At 36.8% G+C, this 18,276-nt stretch carries 15 protein-coding genes; 5 read left to right on the forward strand and 10 right to left on the reverse strand.

The annotated features are described in order from the left end of the window. Positions 1–322 precede the first annotated feature (322 nt). Positions 323–1,555 carry a cell envelope integrity protein CreD gene (locus IKK64_07860; protein MBR4119972.1) on the reverse strand — a complete coding sequence of 411 codons (1,233 nt, stop codon included), beginning with the start codon at positions 1,553–1,555 and terminating at the stop codon, positions 323–325. A 220-nt stretch (positions 1,556–1,775) separates the two neighbouring features. Here IKK64_07860 and IKK64_07865 point away from each other — a divergent pair, with 220 nt between their 5' ends. Continuing rightward, complete coding sequence (locus IKK64_07865) at positions 1,776–3,131, forward strand: dipeptidase (GenBank protein MBR4119973.1); 1,356 nt, start codon at positions 1,776–1,778, stop codon at positions 3,129–3,131. A gap of 380 nt (positions 3,132–3,511) precedes the next feature. On the opposite strand, the gene IKK64_07870 is transcribed toward IKK64_07865, so the two are convergent. After that, positions 3,512–4,486, reverse strand: coding sequence for a PCMD domain-containing protein (locus IKK64_07870; protein ID MBR4119974.1), 975 nt, complete (start codon positions 4,484–4,486; stop codon positions 3,512–3,514). Between the two features lie 207 nt (positions 4,487–4,693). Here IKK64_07870 and fabD point away from each other — a divergent pair, with 207 nt between their 5' ends. Next, on the forward strand, positions 4,694–5,575 hold the full coding sequence (fabD, locus tag IKK64_07875; protein MBR4119975.1) for an ACP S-malonyltransferase: 882 nt from the start codon (positions 4,694–4,696) through the stop codon (positions 5,573–5,575). A gap of 97 nt (positions 5,576–5,672) precedes the next feature. On the opposite strand, the gene IKK64_07880 is transcribed toward fabD, so the two are convergent. Continuing rightward, entirely contained in the window at positions 5,673–6,020 is a 348-nt protein-coding gene (locus IKK64_07880; GenBank protein ID MBR4119976.1) for a DUF3127 domain-containing protein, read from the reverse strand. Positions 6,021–6,108: 88 nt separating this feature from the next. Here IKK64_07880 and IKK64_07885 point away from each other — a divergent pair, with 88 nt between their 5' ends. Next, complete coding sequence (locus tag IKK64_07885) at positions 6,109–7,188, forward strand: M20 family metallo-hydrolase (protein MBR4119977.1); 1,080 nt, start codon at positions 6,109–6,111, stop codon at positions 7,186–7,188. 2 nt (positions 7,189–7,190) lie between these two features. Here IKK64_07885 and IKK64_07890 read toward each other — a convergent pair whose 3' ends face one another. From IKK64_07890 to IKK64_07910, 5 genes are read right to left on the reverse strand one after another with little or no spacing between them, the layout of a single operon-like run. Beyond that, positions 7,191–8,219 carry a glycosyltransferase gene (locus IKK64_07890; protein MBR4119978.1) on the reverse strand — a complete coding sequence of 343 codons (1,029 nt, stop codon included), beginning with the start codon at positions 8,217–8,219 and terminating at the stop codon, positions 7,191–7,193. After that, positions 8,209–9,177 carry a glycosyltransferase family 2 protein gene (locus tag IKK64_07895; GenBank protein ID MBR4119979.1) on the reverse strand — a complete coding sequence of 323 codons (969 nt, stop codon included), beginning with the start codon at positions 9,175–9,177 and terminating at the stop codon, positions 8,209–8,211. Before IKK64_07895 ends, IKK64_07890 begins: the two co-directional genes overlap by 11 nt. Beyond that, positions 9,170–9,991 (reverse strand): glycosyltransferase family 2 protein, encoded by an 822-nt coding sequence (locus tag IKK64_07900; GenBank protein ID MBR4119980.1) that lies wholly within the window; start codon positions 9,989–9,991, stop codon positions 9,170–9,172. The genes IKK64_07895 and IKK64_07900 overlap by 8 nt, the downstream gene beginning before the upstream one ends. 43 nt (positions 9,992–10,034) lie before the next feature. Continuing rightward, the gene (locus tag IKK64_07905) at positions 10,035–11,657 is read right to left on the reverse strand and encodes an RNA pseudouridine synthase (GenBank protein ID MBR4119981.1); all 1,623 of its coding nucleotides are present in this window, start codon (positions 11,655–11,657) and stop codon (positions 10,035–10,037) included. A gap of 11 nt (positions 11,658–11,668) precedes the next feature. Further along, the gene (locus tag IKK64_07910) at positions 11,669–13,486 is read right to left on the reverse strand and encodes an alpha-1,3-galactosidase B (GenBank protein ID MBR4119982.1); all 1,818 of its coding nucleotides are present in this window, start codon (positions 13,484–13,486) and stop codon (positions 11,669–11,671) included. Between the two features lie 88 nt (positions 13,487–13,574). Between IKK64_07910 and IKK64_07915 the strand changes: the two genes are divergently transcribed. Both IKK64_07915 and IKK64_07920 read left to right on the forward strand, forming a co-directional pair. After that, a complete protein-coding gene (locus IKK64_07915; protein ID MBR4119983.1) occupies positions 13,575–14,657 on the forward strand; it encodes a glycosyltransferase family 1 protein in 1,083 nt (360 codons plus the stop codon). Between the two features lie 41 nt (positions 14,658–14,698). Beyond that, positions 14,699–16,666, forward strand: a complete 1,968-nt coding sequence (locus IKK64_07920) for an OmpA family protein (GenBank protein MBR4119984.1) — start codon at positions 14,699–14,701, stop codon at positions 16,664–16,666. Between the two features lie 67 nt (positions 16,667–16,733). Here IKK64_07920 and IKK64_07925 read toward each other — a convergent pair whose 3' ends face one another. Further along, positions 16,734–16,961 carry a hypothetical protein gene (locus IKK64_07925; protein MBR4119985.1) on the reverse strand — a complete coding sequence of 76 codons (228 nt, stop codon included), beginning with the start codon at positions 16,959–16,961 and terminating at the stop codon, positions 16,734–16,736. Between the two features lie 249 nt (positions 16,962–17,210). After that, a partial coding sequence (locus tag IKK64_07930; protein ID MBR4119986.1) for an Ig-like domain-containing protein occupies positions 17,211–18,276 on the reverse strand: 1,066 nt, incomplete at its 5' end.

Consider the following 18,276-nt stretch of genomic DNA (forward strand, 5'->3'; position numbering starts at 1 on the left):
TTTTTTTTTGCAGTCGGGACTCTCCTCCGTCACACAGAGTACTGTGCTCCCCATTTTAAAGCACGGATTAACATTTAGTTAATCCTATTTGCTTCGCTAATACCTTAAAATGCGTTGATTTTTGTTGCACAAAAATTCACCAATTTGACATCCCCGTTTTAAGCGATATAATTACATTCTTTAAAGATGATTGCTATTACTGTTTTGGTTAAAATTAGTTGCCATTGCTTTATTATTTTAAATTTATATAAAAAAATAAATATAAGTAATTTTATCTTTTGAACATTAAAAAGCCCAAGAACTTATCTTGGGCTTTATTATTTTAAAGTTTATTCTCTGACTCTACTTTGTTTCCTTCACTTTTGTTAAGGTTTGCCGTTAAATACATTACCATACATAATAGGACAAACAATACTAATGAGCCTGTAAGTAATGAGAAGATTTCCATACTTAATAATATATAGTTCATTATATAAACTAACGTTACAAACAATCCTAATAGATATGCACTTTTATTCTTTAATATTTCTCTAAAGTAGAAAATTAATGCCCCTATGGTCATAATAGCCGATATTAAATAGGCATATCCAAAACTTATAAACTCAGAGAGTGCCAACAACATTGAATAGAAAAGAACAAGCGATAGTCCTATAACTATATATTGAACAATATTTATCTCTTTGCGAGTAAGGAACTCTACGAATAAACTTGCTACAAATACAAGCAATATTATAAGTATTCCATATTTTGCCGAACGCATAGTTTTTTGATATGAATTTGCAGGATCTACCAATGAGACCCCAACTTCTGCAGCATATAATGGTATATTCATCTCTGAGATACTCCATGATGCTTTAAATCCATCAGATGTTACACTTCTTTCTAAAGGCAGAAAATCTCCATAAAAACTGGGATGCTCGTAATTAGACGAGATATTTATTAATGTCTCTTCGGCATCTGTATAGAAAGTTATCGATTCGGTTCCATTTAGGGCTACTTGCAACGCAAAATCTATTTTATCTCCTTCTTTTATATTTTGGGGGAGTTCAACATCAGCCACCAAATATTCTCCTTCCTTTATCATTTTATAGGTATTTCCTCCAAAGAGAAGTTGAGAAATATTCGTTAGTCCCTTAAAATCTCTAATCTTGAGAAAAACTCTATTCCTTTTTGCGTTCATCACATCTTTACCAATTGTAAATACTCCCTTCATATCTGTATTGGAGCTATATACAATTACGTCATATATAGATCGATGTAATTTCTTTACATCTAATTTTGTCTCATAAGAGATATTTGCACAATCAGTACAATTATTTAATTCAGAACCTGTTCCCTCCTCTATTACAGTTGATGAGATATATGGTGATGCGATTGTTTGAGAAGTACCATAGGCATGTTCAATCTCTCTTTCTACTTCTGATTTTGAACTCTGCCTGTCAGAGATAAGTGCTTTAATCATTACTAAGGGTATAAGCAATAATAGTGAGATTACTGCTACAACTACAATCTTTACAGCTGATTGCGAAACTGTTTTGTTCTTTTTCTTTTCCATAATTCTTGTTTTTTATTTCTATTTGATTATATTATCTTAATTCTTAATAACTCTTATTTAGCGTTTATTGTTATAGAGAGAGATGGATTGTTATTTCTATCAAAAAATTTTATTTTTTTTACAGATACACAAGAGATATATAAGAATATATTTTTATTTTAAATCTGTTTCACTATCTTTGCTAATATTAAAAAAACAGAATTGATATTTTATTTTTATTATGGAGGTAAAAAAATATATTAAGGAGAACGAAGAGAGATTCTTAGAGGAACTTTTTTCATTGATTAGAATTCCAAGTATTAGTGCTAAAAAAGAGCATAAGGGAGATTTGATTGCTTGTGCCGAGAGATGGAAAACTTTACTTTTAGAGGCCGGTGCTGATAAAGCAGAGATTATGCCATCGGCTGGTAATCCGCTTGTATATGCCGAGAAGTTTGTTGACGCTAATGCTAAAACTATTCTTATATACTCCCATTACGATGTTATGCCTGCTGAACCTTTGGAATTGTGGAACAGCAACCCCTTTGAGCCTGTTGTTAAAGATGAGAGGATTTGGGCTCGCGGTGCTGATGATGATAAAGGTCAGGCTATGATTCAGGTTAAGGCTTTTGAGTATGTAGTAAAAAATAATCTCCTTAAAAATAATATTAAGTTTATTTTTGAAGGTGAGGAAGAGATTGGTTCACCAAGCCTTAATGCTTTCTTAAAAGAACATAAGGAGCTTTTAAAGGCTGATATTATTTTAGTATCAGATACAAGTATGTTGAGTGCTGAACTACCTTCACTAACTACCGGTCTGCGTGGTTTGGCTTATTGGCAAGTGGAAGTTACCGGACCTAACAGAGATTTACACTCCGGTCACTTTGGCGGTGCTGTTGCAAATCCTATTAATGTCTTGTGCGAAATGATTGCTAAAATGACAGATGAGGATGGCAGAATAACTATTCCCGGTTTTTATGATGATGTTGAGGAGCTATCAAAAGAGGAACGCGATATGATTGCCTCTATACCTTTTGATGAAGAGAGTTACAAGAAGGCTATCGGAGTGAAGGCTCTTCGCGGAGAGAAGGGCTATGCTACTCTTGAACGCAATAGTTGTCGCCCATCATTTGACGTATGCGGTATTTGGGGAGGTTATACTCAAGAGGGTAGTAAAACCGTATTACCATCAAAGGCGTATGCCAAGGTTTCGTGCCGATTGGTTGCTCACCAAGAGCATAACAAGATTTCTAAAATGTTTGAGGAGTATTTTACCTCTATTGCTCCTGATTGTGTTGAGGTTAAGGTTACTCCTTCGCATGGTGGCGAGGGCTATGTTTGCCCCATATCTCTCCCTGCTTACAAGGCTGCCGAATTAGGATTTGAAAAGGCATTCGGAAAGAAACCTCTTGCAGTTCGCCGCGGTGGCAGTATTCCTATCATTAGCGACTTTGAGAAGATTTTAGGCATCAAAACCATTCTTATGGGATTTGGATTGGAGAGCGATGCTATTCACTCGCCTAACGAAAACTTCAGATTAGATATTTTCAGAAAAGGAATTGAGGCAGTTATTGAATTCCACAAGAACTTTAAATAACTCTTTTTACGAGGTTTTATATCAATAAAGTTAATGGCAGCCGTTTCACAACGACTGCCATTCTTAATTTAACCTTAAATCTAATACTATGAAAAACTTCCACAAATATATATAGTTGTTTATATATTTTATTTACATTATAGTTAATAATTGTTAATTGTGTATATTTTTGTAGTACTTTTTAATTTTTAAAGCATAGTTTGTATAATGTTGTAAGTATTTATGGTAATATAATTACATTTTATAGTACGATTGCATTAATATGGATATAATATTATAATGTTCCTATTTCACTATCTGTATTTATACTCTTTAAAGAGTATATAGACAAAAAAAATAAGGGCAGCAGCCCTTATTTATCTATGTTTATTTTCTTTGGTTTATGGTTGTTTATCATATACCAACTCTACATTATCCAACCAAAATACGCTTCCTACTGTTCCAACGTATGGACCTAAGTCACTTGATGATATTTTTAAAATCATATGTGTTGGCTCAACACCCGGCTCAGCCCATCCTACCTCTTGTACAGGCACCATCTTTCCTTTACTATTGGTTGTGTAGTATGGATTAGGAGATGATGTATTTATTAACCCCATATAACTTTTGTAGAATGGCTCTTTTGTTATGTCGCCATAGTGAACAGGTATTTGGTAATCGTTTACCCACTCTAATACATCGCTTCCAAATTTCTCTATTGCTGTTCCTACACGTTTTGCAAACACATTACCATCTTCATCTTCCCAGCGATGAATCAAGAGCATCATAGCCTCGGCATTATCTGTTCCCTCCAATTTTGAGATTTTGGGACTTCCTGTTGCTCTGTATACTTGTTTCTCGCGTTTTGTTTTATAATCAAATTGTAGAGCAATGGGGCGTTTTGTAAATGGTATTCCTTGATCTAACTTTGACATTGGATCTTTTGCAGTTTTTACAGGCTCTGCCATACCGCCTAAAAATACTGAGCCGGATGCAACCACTACTATATTTACAATTCCTATTGCTTTACACCTCTCCTCTACTACCTCTAATCTTGCACAATATCCGTTGCCTCTCTTCTCTGGTCTTACTGAGCAACTTGTCTTAACAATTCCGGCAGGAGCAGCCAATACATTTGATGATGCCCATGGCGAGATATTGTTTCTTCGGTATGGAGTTGCTCCTTTTATTTCGACATTGGGGGCAATATCGTACAATTTTTTTGTATCACCTCCCAACAAAAACGACTCTTTTATTACTCGTGTTTGCCACTGTTCCATATCACCGAATGGTAACTTCTCAACATATTGGGCAGATACTCCTTGTGTTATACCTATATACAGAAGTGCTGACACTATTATAAATATTCTCTTCATAGTTCTTGTTTAAATACATTTTCTGATGCAAAAATAACTTTTCTAATCGGTTTATACAAATTGAATTTGCGTTTAATATGTCCTATAATTCATCATATAGATTAAAATTAGAGTTTTAAAAGTTGGGGAAGTTACATATTTTGGTTACTTTTGTAAAGTGATAGAGATAAGTGTTATAATTTCTTATATAAACTAATTATATCTTATATGAAAGCATACGTATTTCCCGGACAGGGATCACAATTCCCCGGTATGGGCAAAGAACTTTACGAGAATAATAGCGAGGCTAAAGCAATGTTTGACAAAGCCAACGAGATATTAGGTTTTGATATTGCAGATATTATGTTTAATGGTACCGAGGAAGATCTTAGACAAACTAAAGTTACTCAACCTGCTGTTTTTTTATACTCTGTTGCATTGGCAAAGAGTATGGGTGAGGAGTTCACTCCTGATATGACTGCCGGTCACTCTCTTGGAGAGTTCTCGGCTTTGGTTGCCGCTGGTGCTTTATCGTTTGAAGAGGGATTGAAACTTGTTGCCGCACGTGCTTTAGCCATGCAAAAGGCTTGCGAAATGACACCCTCTACTATGGCTGCCGTTCTTAAACTCTCAGACGAGACAGTTGAAGAGATTTGTGCCGAGATTAAAGATGGTGTTGTTGTTGCAGCAAACTACAACTGTCCCGGTCAGATTGTTATTTCAGGAGAGGAGCCTGCTATTGATGCTGCTTGTCAAAAACTTTTAGAGGCCGGTGCCAAACGTGCTCTTAAACTTAAAGTTGGTGGTGCATTTCACTCACCATTAATGGAGCCTGCAAGAGAAGAACTTGCTGCCGCTATTGAGAAAGCAGAGTTCAAAACTCCAAAATGTCCGATATATCAAAATGTTACAGCTCAAGCAGAAACTAATCCTGAGATTATCAAAGAAAACTTGGTTGCTCAACTAACTGCTCCTGTTAGATGGACTCAATCTGTTATGAATATGATTAACGATGGTGCTACTTCATTCACTGAGGTTGGACCCGGTAACGTTCTTCAAGGTTTAGTTTCAAAGATAAACAACACTGTTGAGGTAAGTGGAGTAAAATAAGAGTAATTCTTAAATTATATATTAAACGAAAAGCAGAGCCATAAGACTCTGCTTTTTTAGTTTATCTATTACAAACTTTTATCTCGTGTTTTAAACCTTAGAAAGGCAACTCATCAACTTCTGATTGTGGTTCAAAGGTTGGCATTGGTGCTGGTTGTGGTGCAGGAGCTGCGTCTGCTGTTGCTTTTTCTATTTTCCACGCATTAATATTTGTGTACCAACGTCCGTTATACTCTCTACTCTCTATATCTATGCTTGCAACTATTTCATCGTTTTGAGCTACCGGATATTGATCTACTCTATCTCCAAATAGTGTAAGACATATTTTTTTAGGAAATTGATCGTGAGTTTCGATTACAATCTCTTGTTTCTTCCATTGATTTCCTGCTTGACTTGTTCCACTTTGTAGTGGCAATACTGTTACTACTTTTCCTTTAACTTCCATCTTTTCTTAATTTTATGATGCGAAGTTAACCAAAAGTAAGGGTTAAACAAAATTTATTTACTATTTTCGCACTATTAAGTTGATAAATATGAACAGCGAGGTTATTGATGAGATTTTATACGACTCTACGTCTCTTCTCAAAAAGATGATTTCACTTCCCTCTCATAGCAGAGAGGAGAGTGAGGTTGCCGATTTATTGGTTGAGTTTGTTAAAAACAAGATTACTTCTTGCGAGGTTAATCGCATTGGCAACAACGTATGGGTTGTAAGCAAAGAGTTTAACGACACAAAGCCCACAATACTTCTCAACTCCCATATTGACACCGTTAAACCTGTTGAGGGATGGAGCCGTAATCCTTACTCTGCGTTGGAAGAGGAGGGTAAATTATTTGGATTAGGCAGTAACGATGCAGGGGCTTCGGTTATTGCTCTGTTGGCGGCTTTTAGGGTATTGGTTGATAGCAATCAAAAATACAATCTTATCTTTGCCGCCTCAGCCGAGGAGGAGGTTTCAGGAAAGAATGGCATGGAGTGTTTAATCAAGCAACTCCCCGATATATCATTTGCTATTGTTGGCGAGCCTACAAATATGAGACCTGCCACCGCCGAAAAGGGGTTGATGGTTTTGGATTGTAGTGTCAAGGGTGTTTCGGGACATGCTGCAAGAAACGAGGGTGTTAATGCAATATATAAAGCCATTAAGACTATTGAGGGCATTAAGAGTTATAAGTTTGAAAAGGTTTCACCTCTTTTAGGAGAAGTTAAATTAACAGTAACCGGCATTAATGCCGGTACTCAGCACAATGTTATTCCTGACGTTTGCTCTTTTATGATTGACGTTAGACCTAATGGGATGTACTCTAATGTTGAAGTATGGGAGATATTAAAAGGGCAATTTCCCGAATGTGAGTTTACTCCTCGCTCTACAAGACTAAACTCTTCAAGCATAGATGAAAACCATCCATTTATGCAACGTTGCAACTTGCTAGGACTTGAATCGTTTGGCTCTCCTACCCTTTCGGATCAGGCTCTTATCCCATATACTTCGGTAAAGATTGGACCGGGCGACTCTGCTCGTTCTCACACTGCCGATGAGTTTGTATATTTTAGCGAGATCAGAGAGGCCATTGAACTTTATGTCAGGTTGCTTGACGGGCTACAAATATAGATTTACATACTTAAGAAGTATTGAGTTACTCTATTTTTTAGTTTTGAGTTTTTATACCCCTTACACTCTATTAGTTTGTCAGGGGTTTTTGTTGCTCTTCTCAACAAACGATAACGCAAACTATATTTTGCCTCTCGAAGCGGATAGAGGTCCATCTTCTCTAATTTTATCAATGTCTCTTTTATGAAATCCTCACTATAATTGAGGGCTATCAATCTTCGTAATAGTCGAGCTGAGAGCAAATCTAATTTACGATTTAATCCCTCCTCTGATAGTGGATCACCCAATAAGAAACCGAACTTTTGCAACTCTGTTATTACATTAAGTAGTTGGTTTACGTACAACTCTTGATGTGTTGTGTCAGGTTTATTTGTTAACGAAGTTGGTATTGCATGGTGATAATAGTAGAGTTGTGTGGGTATAAATGTTATCTTCTCTGCTAAACAGAATGCCTTTATCAAAAAATACTCATTATCGTGAATATTCTTCTCAATAAACTTCAATGTATTCTCCAACAGGAATTTACGCCTATAAACGTATCCCCATAATACACTTTGAGGAGCTTGCATATTCATATACTCTGCTCCACTCATCTCTCTGCAATAGGGAAATATTTTTTTTGTTACTTGCGACTCGTTACCCTCTTCATCAACTTTTAAGTAATCAAATCCTATAATATCGTGACTATACATAGGGAGCAACACCTCAACAAAGTGTTTAAAATTCTTTGTATTTAGATGGTCATCTATATCAACAAACATTATGTATCTACCTTTTGAGTAGTTCAGTCCTAAATTACGGACTCCGCCCGGCCCCGACTTTTGGCGATGATACACCTTTAATTGAGGAATATCCTGACTCAACTCATTTAAGATTGCATAGGTAGAGTCAGTTGAGGCATCATCAATGGCTATAATCTCATATATATCCTCCTTTATGTTTGCCTCAGTTATACTACTGATACACCTGTTTATATATTTTTCTGCATTATACGCAGGTATTACGATAGATAGCTCTATGTTACTTTTCATCTCTCTCGTTAAGTTCAATTTTTAATTTGTTTAATACTCTACCTGCACCTCTACCTCCTACCGCTGTATATAAGCAGAGTAGTTCTACAACTATTTTTTGTACAACCGAAAGTTTTACTGTACTCTTGTAGAGTTTTAAGGCTTGGCGAAAGGCACATATTCCTCCTTCACGCAAGTAGTGTGCTGCCAATATTGGCAATCGGGCATATATTGCCGATATTATCTCTTGCTTATTTTCAACATTACTATTTTCTACTGCTTCGGCAGTTAGCATTATTGTTTGCTGAAGTTGCTCAGCAGAGTGTAAATATCCGTTGCCGGTTATACTATTTGAGTGAACTCTTATATTTACAAGAGGCTTCTCTTTTATCCACTCAATATCTGGATTAAGCAGCATTATTCTTATTCCAAGATTCCAATCCTGCCATCGCTTTATACGTTCATCCCAGCCACCAGTTCCGAGATAAAACTCTCTTTTTATTGCATAGCATTGGGTTGATAACATACAATGTAACACTTGCTCTTTTATGTTGTTTGTAAAAGAGTAGTGTCGTATCTTCTTTTTCTTATATGAGTAGTAGTGATATGCCTTAAATCCTATTACGTCTGCTCCACTACATTCAAAATGTTCTACTATCTTTGAAATGGCTGTAAAGGTTGAGAACATATCATCATCATCAAGAAACATCATATAGGGTGCCTCACTTAGGGTTACACCTCTATTTCGTGCCGCACACGCACCCTCTTTATGCTCTTGCGTGTAGGTTACTTTAAAATCGGCACTTTCGTATGATGACAGATACTGTTTTGCAAGTTGCATTGAGTTATCAGTAGAGTTGTTATCGACCAATATTAGTTGTAGTGGTCGATAATCTTGCCCCACAACCGATCGCAAAGTATCTTTTATATACTTCTCTCTATTGTGTACAGGTATTACTATTGAAAACAACTTACTCATAACTCGTTCTCTCTTTTCGTGTTCTTCGCTCGTATGCCACTCCCCACATTGTATTTTTCAATAGTGTGAAGATATTTGAACGCCCTCGCAATGCTGTAAACATTGAGAATTTTATCATTCTCAGATATGCTGAAAAGCCATGCAAATATGACGATACAGCCCCTCTTGAACGAAGGCTTGTTGGAGTCAAATATTTCTTTCCTGTTGAAGTGTAGGGATGTTCAACTATATAGTGAGGAAAAAAATCCACTTGTAACGAACTATTGATACAATCCTTTATAAAAACCTCCTCTTCGCCACTATTAAGATACTCAGAGCCAAGTCCAAATCTCTCATCAAACGATACTTTATCCTTTACCTGCGATAATCGAAAAGCCATTTCAACTGATGATGGATAGTAACCTTTTACCACTTTGTATCGCCCCTTTGATATTGGGTAACGTTTCATTGGGGGATCTTCATCACGAGTCTTTATCTTAAAGAGAGCCACATCGGTTTGCGGATTGTTGGCAAATGTATCAATTATGGTATCAATATACTCATTTGTATATTTTACATCATCATCCGCTATCAGGGCTATATCTCCATCGGCATACAGCAAAGCATTGTTTCTGTTTTTACACAATCCTATTGTTTGTACCGGGGCAAATTTTATATCTTCTCGTTTGAACTCTTCAGGTATGAGAGCCAACATTGAATCATCGGTGTATTGAAACGATACCACATAACTTACATCCTTCCGCTCAGGAAGTAATAGCAAAGGTACGTTTGCTATCTTTTCGTTATGGGTTGATATAAGTATGTTTAGTTTCATCTTTTTGATTTTATTTGTAAATATAATATTTTTTGCAGAAATACTAAAATGTACAAGGAGCTGTAATAGTTATTACAGACTCTTTTATAGGATGTTTAAACACAAGTTCCTCGGCATGAAGCATTAACCTTGATGCAGGTTTCCCGTATAACTCATCTCCTACAATGGGCATCCCCAACGATTTAGGATGTGCCAAATGCACTCGCAACTGATGAGTTCTGCCAGTTATGGGATTTAACGATAGTCGGGTTATTTTTCTACCCTCTTTATTATATGTTGCCAATACAGAGTACTCGGTTATTGCCTCTTTACCATTTTCATAATCAACCCTCTGCATAGGACGATTGTTATAGTCAGCAGAGAGAGGTAATGATATTTCACCTATTTGCTGCTGAGGTTCTCCCTCTATCAATGCAATATATGTCTTACGTACTTTTCTCTCTGCAAATAGAGTTTGCATAGCTTTGTACATTTCAATATCTTTTGCCAAAAGCAACACTCCTGAGGTTGCCATATCAAGACGATGAATAACTTTTATATTGGGGTTACGCTCTTGCATTATCTCCTCTACGGACTTGCCCCCTATTTTTCCTCGCACAGACAACATTCCTGCTGGTTTATTTATTGCAACAAGATAATCATCCTCATATAAAACTTTTAACTCAGTATTAGTATTTCTATATTCAAGGTTAATCTCTGCCACATTTAATCCTTGTAGCATATAGGTTAGGATTGGCAAACATTTTCCTTTGCACGAAGGGTAGAAATTACCATCAACACGCACCTCTCCCACTGGCGATGCACCAACCCAAAACTCAGCCATTTGTATAGGTTTCAGATTATTTTGATAGGCATACTGCAACATCTTAGGAGCAGCACACTCTCCTGCTCCTGCCGGTGGAAAGATATTACCGAACTCAGAGAATATCTCAATTAAATCTTTTATTTCACCTTTAGCATTAAGCAATCTAAATTGGCGGAACAGCCATAATTGCAAATCGGCAGAGCGTTGATGTCGCTCCTCCGTTAAAGACTCTATTTTGCTTGTATAAACTTCTATTTGTTCTTTTATTTTTGCAAGTTCTGATTTTCCTCTGTCAGAGATACGTTTTAACTCGGCTTTTTCAAATTGACTCTCACGAATTAACATCTCTTGCTCCGATTGCGAAAGAGTCAACTCTCCTCGCTTTCTATCTCGCTCTTTTTTATGAAGTTTTATCTGCTCTCTAAATTGGGCGATATGTTGCTTTATCTCCCTCTCTTGTTCAATATATTTATTTAAGAGTTGAAGATAATCAGCATCTGCCTTTAATACCTCCACCTCTCTGTTTATCTGCGATATATCTGCCTCCTCTTGTTGGAAATATGACTCTTTGCTTAAAAGGTCATAAACAGGAGGGACAAAGAACGAATGTCTGTTTTCTCCTGCAAGTAACCCTGAAAATGCTGAGATATAGCCTACTTCTCCTGAGGGAGTTGAAACTACCAACACTCCAAACATTTTACCTTTTGCCAACTCCTCGCACCACTCCCCTCTACTATTAATATAGTTACGCACCTCTTCTGCTGCCATAAGGCACAAGTGATGAGGAGTGTATCGGAAAGGATTATTAAACTCAGTAGGTATAGATACCTTTGATATATCTTTGGAGAATTTATGAATCACTCTTTTTATTGCTAATTACGAAATTCTATATCTTTTGACCTGTCAAATCCACTGCCAAAACTATTATTCTCTATCTCTACGTTTATCACCTTTTCAAACAGAAAACGGTGAGTATTCCAATGGAACGGAGGATAGTCGTTATTATCAATTATTGTATTCTCTTTAAATTGTAATCCGTTAAGAGATTTTGCATAAACTATTGGGCGGTCAAAAGTTTCAAATGTATTCTTCTCAATCACTACCCCTTTACCATCTTCGCCATGAAAATATTTTTCTTGGTCGGCAAGATTAGGTATTTCGGGATATATTGAGATTATTGCATTTGTAAACTGAAACATATTGGTTAGTGAATTTATAAAGTGATTGTTACGAATAACCACACTCCTACACGCCCCTGTCTCAAACCATCCGTTACAGTCACCACATAGAAGTATTGCAGTTCCAGAAGTGTGATCAAAAAGATTTCTTTCAACTAACACATCTTTTGGTGTACTAAATAGTGTTCCTCTTGCTCTATTGTTACGAATGATGTTATCGGCAAAATAGACTTCAGGTGTCCACTCAAGATTTTCTATTCCGTAATCACCCGATGCAATATCATCATTAACGGCATCACGCAAAGTTATTTTAAAGAGTTTTGCTCCTAAGATTGTCTTTTTATCGTATGGAGTTATATCTGTTATAACATTCCCCGACACCAACTCCATTGTTGAGGATTTTACGAACTGAACGCTATCACCCTCTCCTCCCCAGTAAAATCCGTATGCTTGTGGGTGCATATATTGTCCAACTATTACATTTGGAGCAAGTTGTTCGGTTATTCTCAAATATGTTCCATGCACATTTATTGCATCATCCATCATTCCCTCATACAGTCCGTTTATTGAGGTTATTTTTCCTTTACACGCCGAAAAGTGTGTAGCATCGGCTTGTGTTGTAAAATATCTGCCACTTCCCTCACGAAGGGATACAGAGAATCCATTTAATGTTATATCTTCACAGAGTTGTGCCAATAGACCCATTCCTTCGGCATAGTGTACTGTAACATCGCAGAGCGAGGTATTTTTATTTCCACTCATAAATATTCCCGGAGTTGGTCGTGCATAGTTACGTAACGCTACTATTGTACCCTCCTTTAACTTTTGGTTTTGCCATGGGGCTTTTATCAAATATGGCTCTACCTCCACCACATTGTTAGTTCCTACTGCTATATCGCTTGTTTGATAGACAATATGACCGGTATTGCCATCAAAGGCTATTCCTGCCACAGGATGTACATCCCAATTGTCTCCGTAGGTTATAAATCTACCATCGGCATCTATTTTATACTTTGTATCAGGAGTAACTCGGTATGTTATTGTTCCCTCGTTCTGATTATTCTCCACTACTACAACTTGTGTTATTTGTGGTATACGAGTATCTATTGAGATATTTTTTATTGTACAGTTTTCACAATTGACCATTGCGATAGGCAACATACGGCCATTCATATATAGGTTTGCACCTTGACCATCGATGGTTAGATTTGACATATCTTCTAATACCATTGCCAGCTTTTTGGGGTTATCCTGATCGTGATTAGAGATGTAGTACTCCCTCTCAATGGCTGAGTGTGGATAGAAGTCGTAATCACCCTCATCAAAAAGAAGTGTCGCTGGCAATCCTTCTCTATCTGTTTTTATAACCTCTATTACCTCTGCTAATTTTTGCGTTATATCCTCACCCGTATTTGGATATATCCCATAATCAGATAGTTTATACACGCCATCGTTGCACGATGTTGTGATTGCAATGGTTAGAATTGTTAATAAAAAGAATCTAATATTCATATCTGCGATATATTTAATTGCGTATGTATTGACAAAGGTAATAAATTTGTTTAACTTTGTAAAGATTTAGTGTTTAAACATAAATTGCATGAAGATTTTATTAATTGGAGAGTATAGCAACTTACATTGGACGCTTGCAAAGGGTTTGAGAAGTTTAGGACATAAGGTTGTTGTTGCCTCAGATGGTTGCAGTTGGCAGAATAACCAACGCGACATCAACCTCTCTATAAACGGGGACTCTTTTCTTGATAAAATTAGGTACAGGATTGACATCCTGCGCAATATAAAAAAGTTTAAAGGATTTGATGTTGTTCAAGTTATATCTCCCGTATTCTTAAAACTAAACACTAGCGATATTCTAAAACTATTCCAATACCTTAAAAAGCATAACAGAAAGGTATTTCTTGGGGCTTTTGGAACAGACTTCTACTATACAAAGGCGTGTCTGGAGAACAAATTTAGATACTCCGATTTTATTGTCCCCGGAATGAAAGAGAATCTTCCAGAGGACAATACTAACTGGCTAAAATCTCCACTTAAAGATCTTAACGAAACTCTTGCCGAGAAGTGCGATGGTATTATTTCGTGCTTGTATGAATATAAAGTATCATACGAAGATAATTGGGGATATAAGAGCGAGTATATACCTCTTCCTATAAATACCGACAAGATTAAACCTACTGCCGTTTATGATGGTAAAGCAAGATTCTTTATGGGTGTTCAAAAATCGAAATTACACCTTAAGGGTTGTGATGTCATGAGCGAAGTGCTTAACGATATTTGCAACCAATATAAAGATATTTGCGAATTTAAAATGGTTGAGTCACTTCCATACGCTTCGTATATGAAGGTTATGGACGGTTGTAATATTCTTGTTGACCAACTATACTCATACTCACCCGGTATGAATGCACTCCTTGGTATGGCAAAAGGAATGGTTACGATTAGTGGCGGAGAGCCTGAGATATACTCAATCCTTAACGAGACAGAAAATACGCCTATCGTCAACCCTATCCCTGACAAAAACGATGTATATGACAAGATATTAAATCTGGTTAAAAATATTGAGGCGATTGAAGAGATAGGTAAAAACAGCCGTAAGTTTGTGGAGCAACACCATAACTACATTGATGTTGCTATGAAATATATCGATTTCTGGAGAAGTAGATAGGGCTAAATATAATAAAATGCTCTTTTTTACGTAATTCTTATATGAGATTCAATAAAGTAGTTTTTGTTATACTCGTTTGCATTGGTTTGTGGGGTTGTCATCCTGCAAAGTTAAGTACAGCCGATGCTCAATTTGAGAGAGGTGAGTATTTTGCAGCCGCTGATACTTACCGTAGAGTTTATAACAAGACATCTGCTTCAAAAGAACGTGCATTAAGAGGTAGAATTGCTTATAGTTTAGGTACATGTTACAGAATATTGAACTCCTCGCCTCGAGCAGCCGCCGCCTACCAGAATGCTATCAGATATAACTATCCTGATAGTACAGCTTATCTTTACCTTGCAACAGAACTTCACAAACAGGGCAAATACACTGACGCTATTAAAAATTATGAGAAGTATCTTGAGATTGTACCCAACGACTTAAGAGCAACTAATGGACTGAAAGGTTGCGAATTGGGATTACAACAAAAAGAGAACCCTACTCGTTATGTTGTTAAGAAAGCAAATCTTTTTAACTCCCGCCGTAGCGAGTGCTGTGCAATGTTTACTTTAGAGGATGAGAGTATGATATACTTTACCTCCACCAACGATAAGGCAACGGGAAAAGATAAAAGTCCTATTACAGGGTTAAAGAATAACGACATTTTCTTCTCTGAGAGGAACGATAAGGGTGTATGGTCAAAGCCTGCCCCGGTTGAGGGAGAACTTAACACCGAAAACGATGAAGGAATTATCTCTTTCTCGGATGATGGGCAGATTATGTACTACTCTCTTGCCGAATCAACAAATGCCAATAGCGACACTTACGTATCAATTTACCAGTCAACCCGCTCAGATGCCACTTGGAAAAAGGGCGAAAGAGTTGCCATTACAATTGACTCAACTATAATTTGTGCACACCCTGCTGTTATGCCCGGCACAGATTGGCTCTACTTTACCTCTGATATGCCCGGAGGATATGGAGGCAAAGATATCTGGAGAGTATCATTAAAGGATATGACAGAGTTAGAAAATCTTGGTCCGGAGGTTAACACTCCATACGATGAAGTTTTTCCTTTTGTCAGAAAAAATGGAGACCTATACTTCTCCTCAAACGGACACCCGGGATTAGGAGGTCTTGATGTATTCCTTGCCTATAAAGACGAGATAGGTAATTGGCACAGAAGGAATATGGGTGCCCCTATTAATTCTCCTGCCGATGACTTTGGCATTATGTTTATGGCAAGTGAGAGGGGCTATTTGAGTTCTAACAGAAACGATGCAAGAGGCTACGACCACATATATTCATTTGAACTTCCCCAAATTGAGGTTTGGATAGAGGGATACGTAGTTGATTATGATGATGAACCTCTACCCGGTGCAGTAATCAGGATTGTAGGACGGGATGGAACAAACCTTAAAGAGTTTGCTCAAGATGACGGGTACTTTAAATTTCCTTTGGATTTGAATACCGACTATGTTATGATGGCAGGTTGCGGAGGGTATCTTAACTCAAGTGCCGAACTTACCACTTTAGCAGAGGAGCAAGATGAAACTTATTGGGTTGATTTTGTTCTCTCATCAATTGGCAAACCCATTCCGGTAGATGATATATTCTTTGACTTTAACAAAGCAACTCTTCGTCCCGAATCAGAAACAGCTCTTAACGATGTAATTAAGACTCTTAACGACAATCCCAACATTACTATTGAGATGGGAGCTCATACCGACTTTAAAGGAGCAGAAGAGTATAATCAATCACTCTCTCAACGGCGTGCCGAAGCGGTTATAGATTACCTAATTAAAAACGGCATTGCAAAAGAGCGTCTTACTGCTAAAGGCTATGGAGAGAGTACTCCTGTTACCATTACAAAAAAACTTAATAAACTTTACCCTCAATTCCCCGAGGGTACTATTCTTAACGAGGAGTTTATTATGACACTCCCAGAAGAAGATATTGAAATTGCCAACCAAATTAACCGCAGAACAGAATTTAGAGTTACTGCCATTGATGCCGGTTTGCTTTAATCTGTTATATATTGTTAGTTATAAAAGATTTCAAAAAGAATTTTGTTTTTCTATTCTTACATTCTCTCTACAAGTGAATTTGATGTTTATCATCATATTCTTTGATAAGTTTAGAATGTTTATCAAGAATTGCTTCAATATCTGTTTTTAATGTATCATCTTCATCATAAAACAATGCAAGTCTTTTATATAAGGGTTGTAATTCCTTTCGTTCTTGCATCATATAGTTGTGAAAAAATACACAATCCAAATGTTCTAAACGATTTAATAGATTAGACATTTCTTCGTAAGTCATACCCTATAAATTTAAGTTGTTCAAATATACGAATAAACGAGCGAGAAATATAAAACTTGTTTTTAATATTTATTACTGCGAGTGAAAGTATATTCGCTGTTTTCAGCAAATATAAGAATAAACGAGCGAGAAATATAAAACTTGCAAGTTCTTCATATAATTAAAAACTTGAAACTGATTGCTGGCAATCGGTAACAAAAAAAAGAGAGTTGCTCAGGCAACTCTCTTTTCTCGTTTATTTAGTTTCTATTAATATTCAAGGAACATATATGTTTTTGTTCCAACTACTGTTCCTGATGCATTAGAACTTGATACCTGTAGATCAAATGTCCACTCATCTCCAGAAATTGTAATTGTTCCTCCAGTAATATCAAATGTGTCATTTGTTGGGAACATAATAGTTCCTGTGAAGTCTGTACCTGCTGTGTAAACTCCTTCACCGCTCAACTCTGTATCTAATACTATAGTGAATAGGTCTTCTGAACCTTCCTCTGTATCCATGTAGTATGTACCACCCTCGCCAAGGTCAATTATATAATATCCATCCCATTGAGGGTCGTTGAAGTTGGCATCTGCTGAGACAGAACGTACAGAAATATCTTTCGTTGCTGTAAGTGTATAACCATAATCGTCAGTTATTGAAACAGTAATTGTTGATGTTCCATCACCTTTTGCTGTGATATTTCCTTCAGCATCTATCTCAACAACCTCAGGATTGCTTGAAGTCCAAGTGTATTCATTGTCATATACTTTGTATGTTGAACGAAGCATTGCTTTAACTTTATCTGTTTCGCCAGGTAGATACTCGTTTTTAGTTGTTGACAATTGAAGTTTTTCTCCTTGCGTAGTTTGATCAATTTTAAACTTCGCATCGATAGTCATTATTGCTGTTTTATCTTTTGATGTTGCAGTAACAACAATCCTACCTGCGTGAGTAATTGATACCTCTGGAGTAATTTCGGTACCTGTTGTTGCATCAATTCCTGATTGTTTAACAGTTGCCTCTGCTCCTTCGGTACACTCTAAAGAGAATATTGCTGGCCATGGACCTGCTGACTCCTCAGGTGCAATGTAAGTATATAGAGGAACTGAACCCGATGTTGTCTCTTGTACTGTTCCTGTAATAACCTCAGCATTAAGCACGTCTGAATCATTTAAGAAATCAACAGACTCTACTTCAACAGTATTGCGGTCAATCACATTTACAAGAGCAGTAGCTGTTTGAATACGGTATGTCTCGTATAATGCTTTGTCCTCTTCTGATAATGAAGGATCATCTGCTTTGGGGTTCTCAATTGTAAATCCAATATTTGCT

The sequence above is a fragment of the Bacteroidales bacterium genome (assembly GCA_017521245.1).
GTDB lineage: Bacteria > Bacteroidota > Bacteroidia > Bacteroidales > G3-4614 > Caccoplasma_A.

Excerpts from the sequence above, each read along its gene's own strand:
- IKK64_07860 (MBR4119972.1), bottom strand. The coding sequence starts at position 1,555 with ATGGAAAAGAAAAAGAACAAAACAGTTTCGCAATCAGCTGTAAAGATT.
- IKK64_07865 (MBR4119973.1), top strand. The coding sequence starts at position 1,776 with ATGGAGGTAAAAAAATATATTAAGGAGAACGAAGAGAGATTCTTAGAG.
- IKK64_07870 (MBR4119974.1), bottom strand. The coding sequence starts at position 4,486 with ATGAAGAGAATATTTATAATAGTGTCAGCACTTCTGTATATAGGTATA.
- fabD (MBR4119975.1), top strand. The coding sequence starts at position 4,694 with ATGAAAGCATACGTATTTCCCGGACAGGGATCACAATTCCCCGGTATG.
- IKK64_07880 (MBR4119976.1), bottom strand. The coding sequence starts at position 6,020 with ATGGAAGTTAAAGGAAAAGTAGTAACAGTATTGCCACTACAAAGTGGA.
- IKK64_07885 (MBR4119977.1), top strand. The coding sequence starts at position 6,109 with ATGAACAGCGAGGTTATTGATGAGATTTTATACGACTCTACGTCTCTT.
- IKK64_07890 (MBR4119978.1), bottom strand. The coding sequence starts at position 8,219 with ATGAAAAGTAACATAGAGCTATCTATCGTAATACCTGCGTATAATGCA.
- IKK64_07895 (MBR4119979.1), bottom strand. The coding sequence starts at position 9,177 with ATGAGTAAGTTGTTTTCAATAGTAATACCTGTACACAATAGAGAGAAG.
- IKK64_07900 (MBR4119980.1), bottom strand. The coding sequence starts at position 9,991 with ATGAAACTAAACATACTTATATCAACCCATAACGAAAAGATAGCAAAC.
- IKK64_07910 (MBR4119982.1), bottom strand. The coding sequence starts at position 13,486 with ATGAATATTAGATTCTTTTTATTAACAATTCTAACCATTGCAATCACA.
- IKK64_07915 (MBR4119983.1), top strand. The coding sequence starts at position 13,575 with ATGAAGATTTTATTAATTGGAGAGTATAGCAACTTACATTGGACGCTT.
- IKK64_07920 (MBR4119984.1), top strand. The coding sequence starts at position 14,699 with ATGAGATTCAATAAAGTAGTTTTTGTTATACTCGTTTGCATTGGTTTG.
- IKK64_07925 (MBR4119985.1), bottom strand. The coding sequence starts at position 16,961 with ATGACTTACGAAGAAATGTCTAATCTATTAAATCGTTTAGAACATTTG.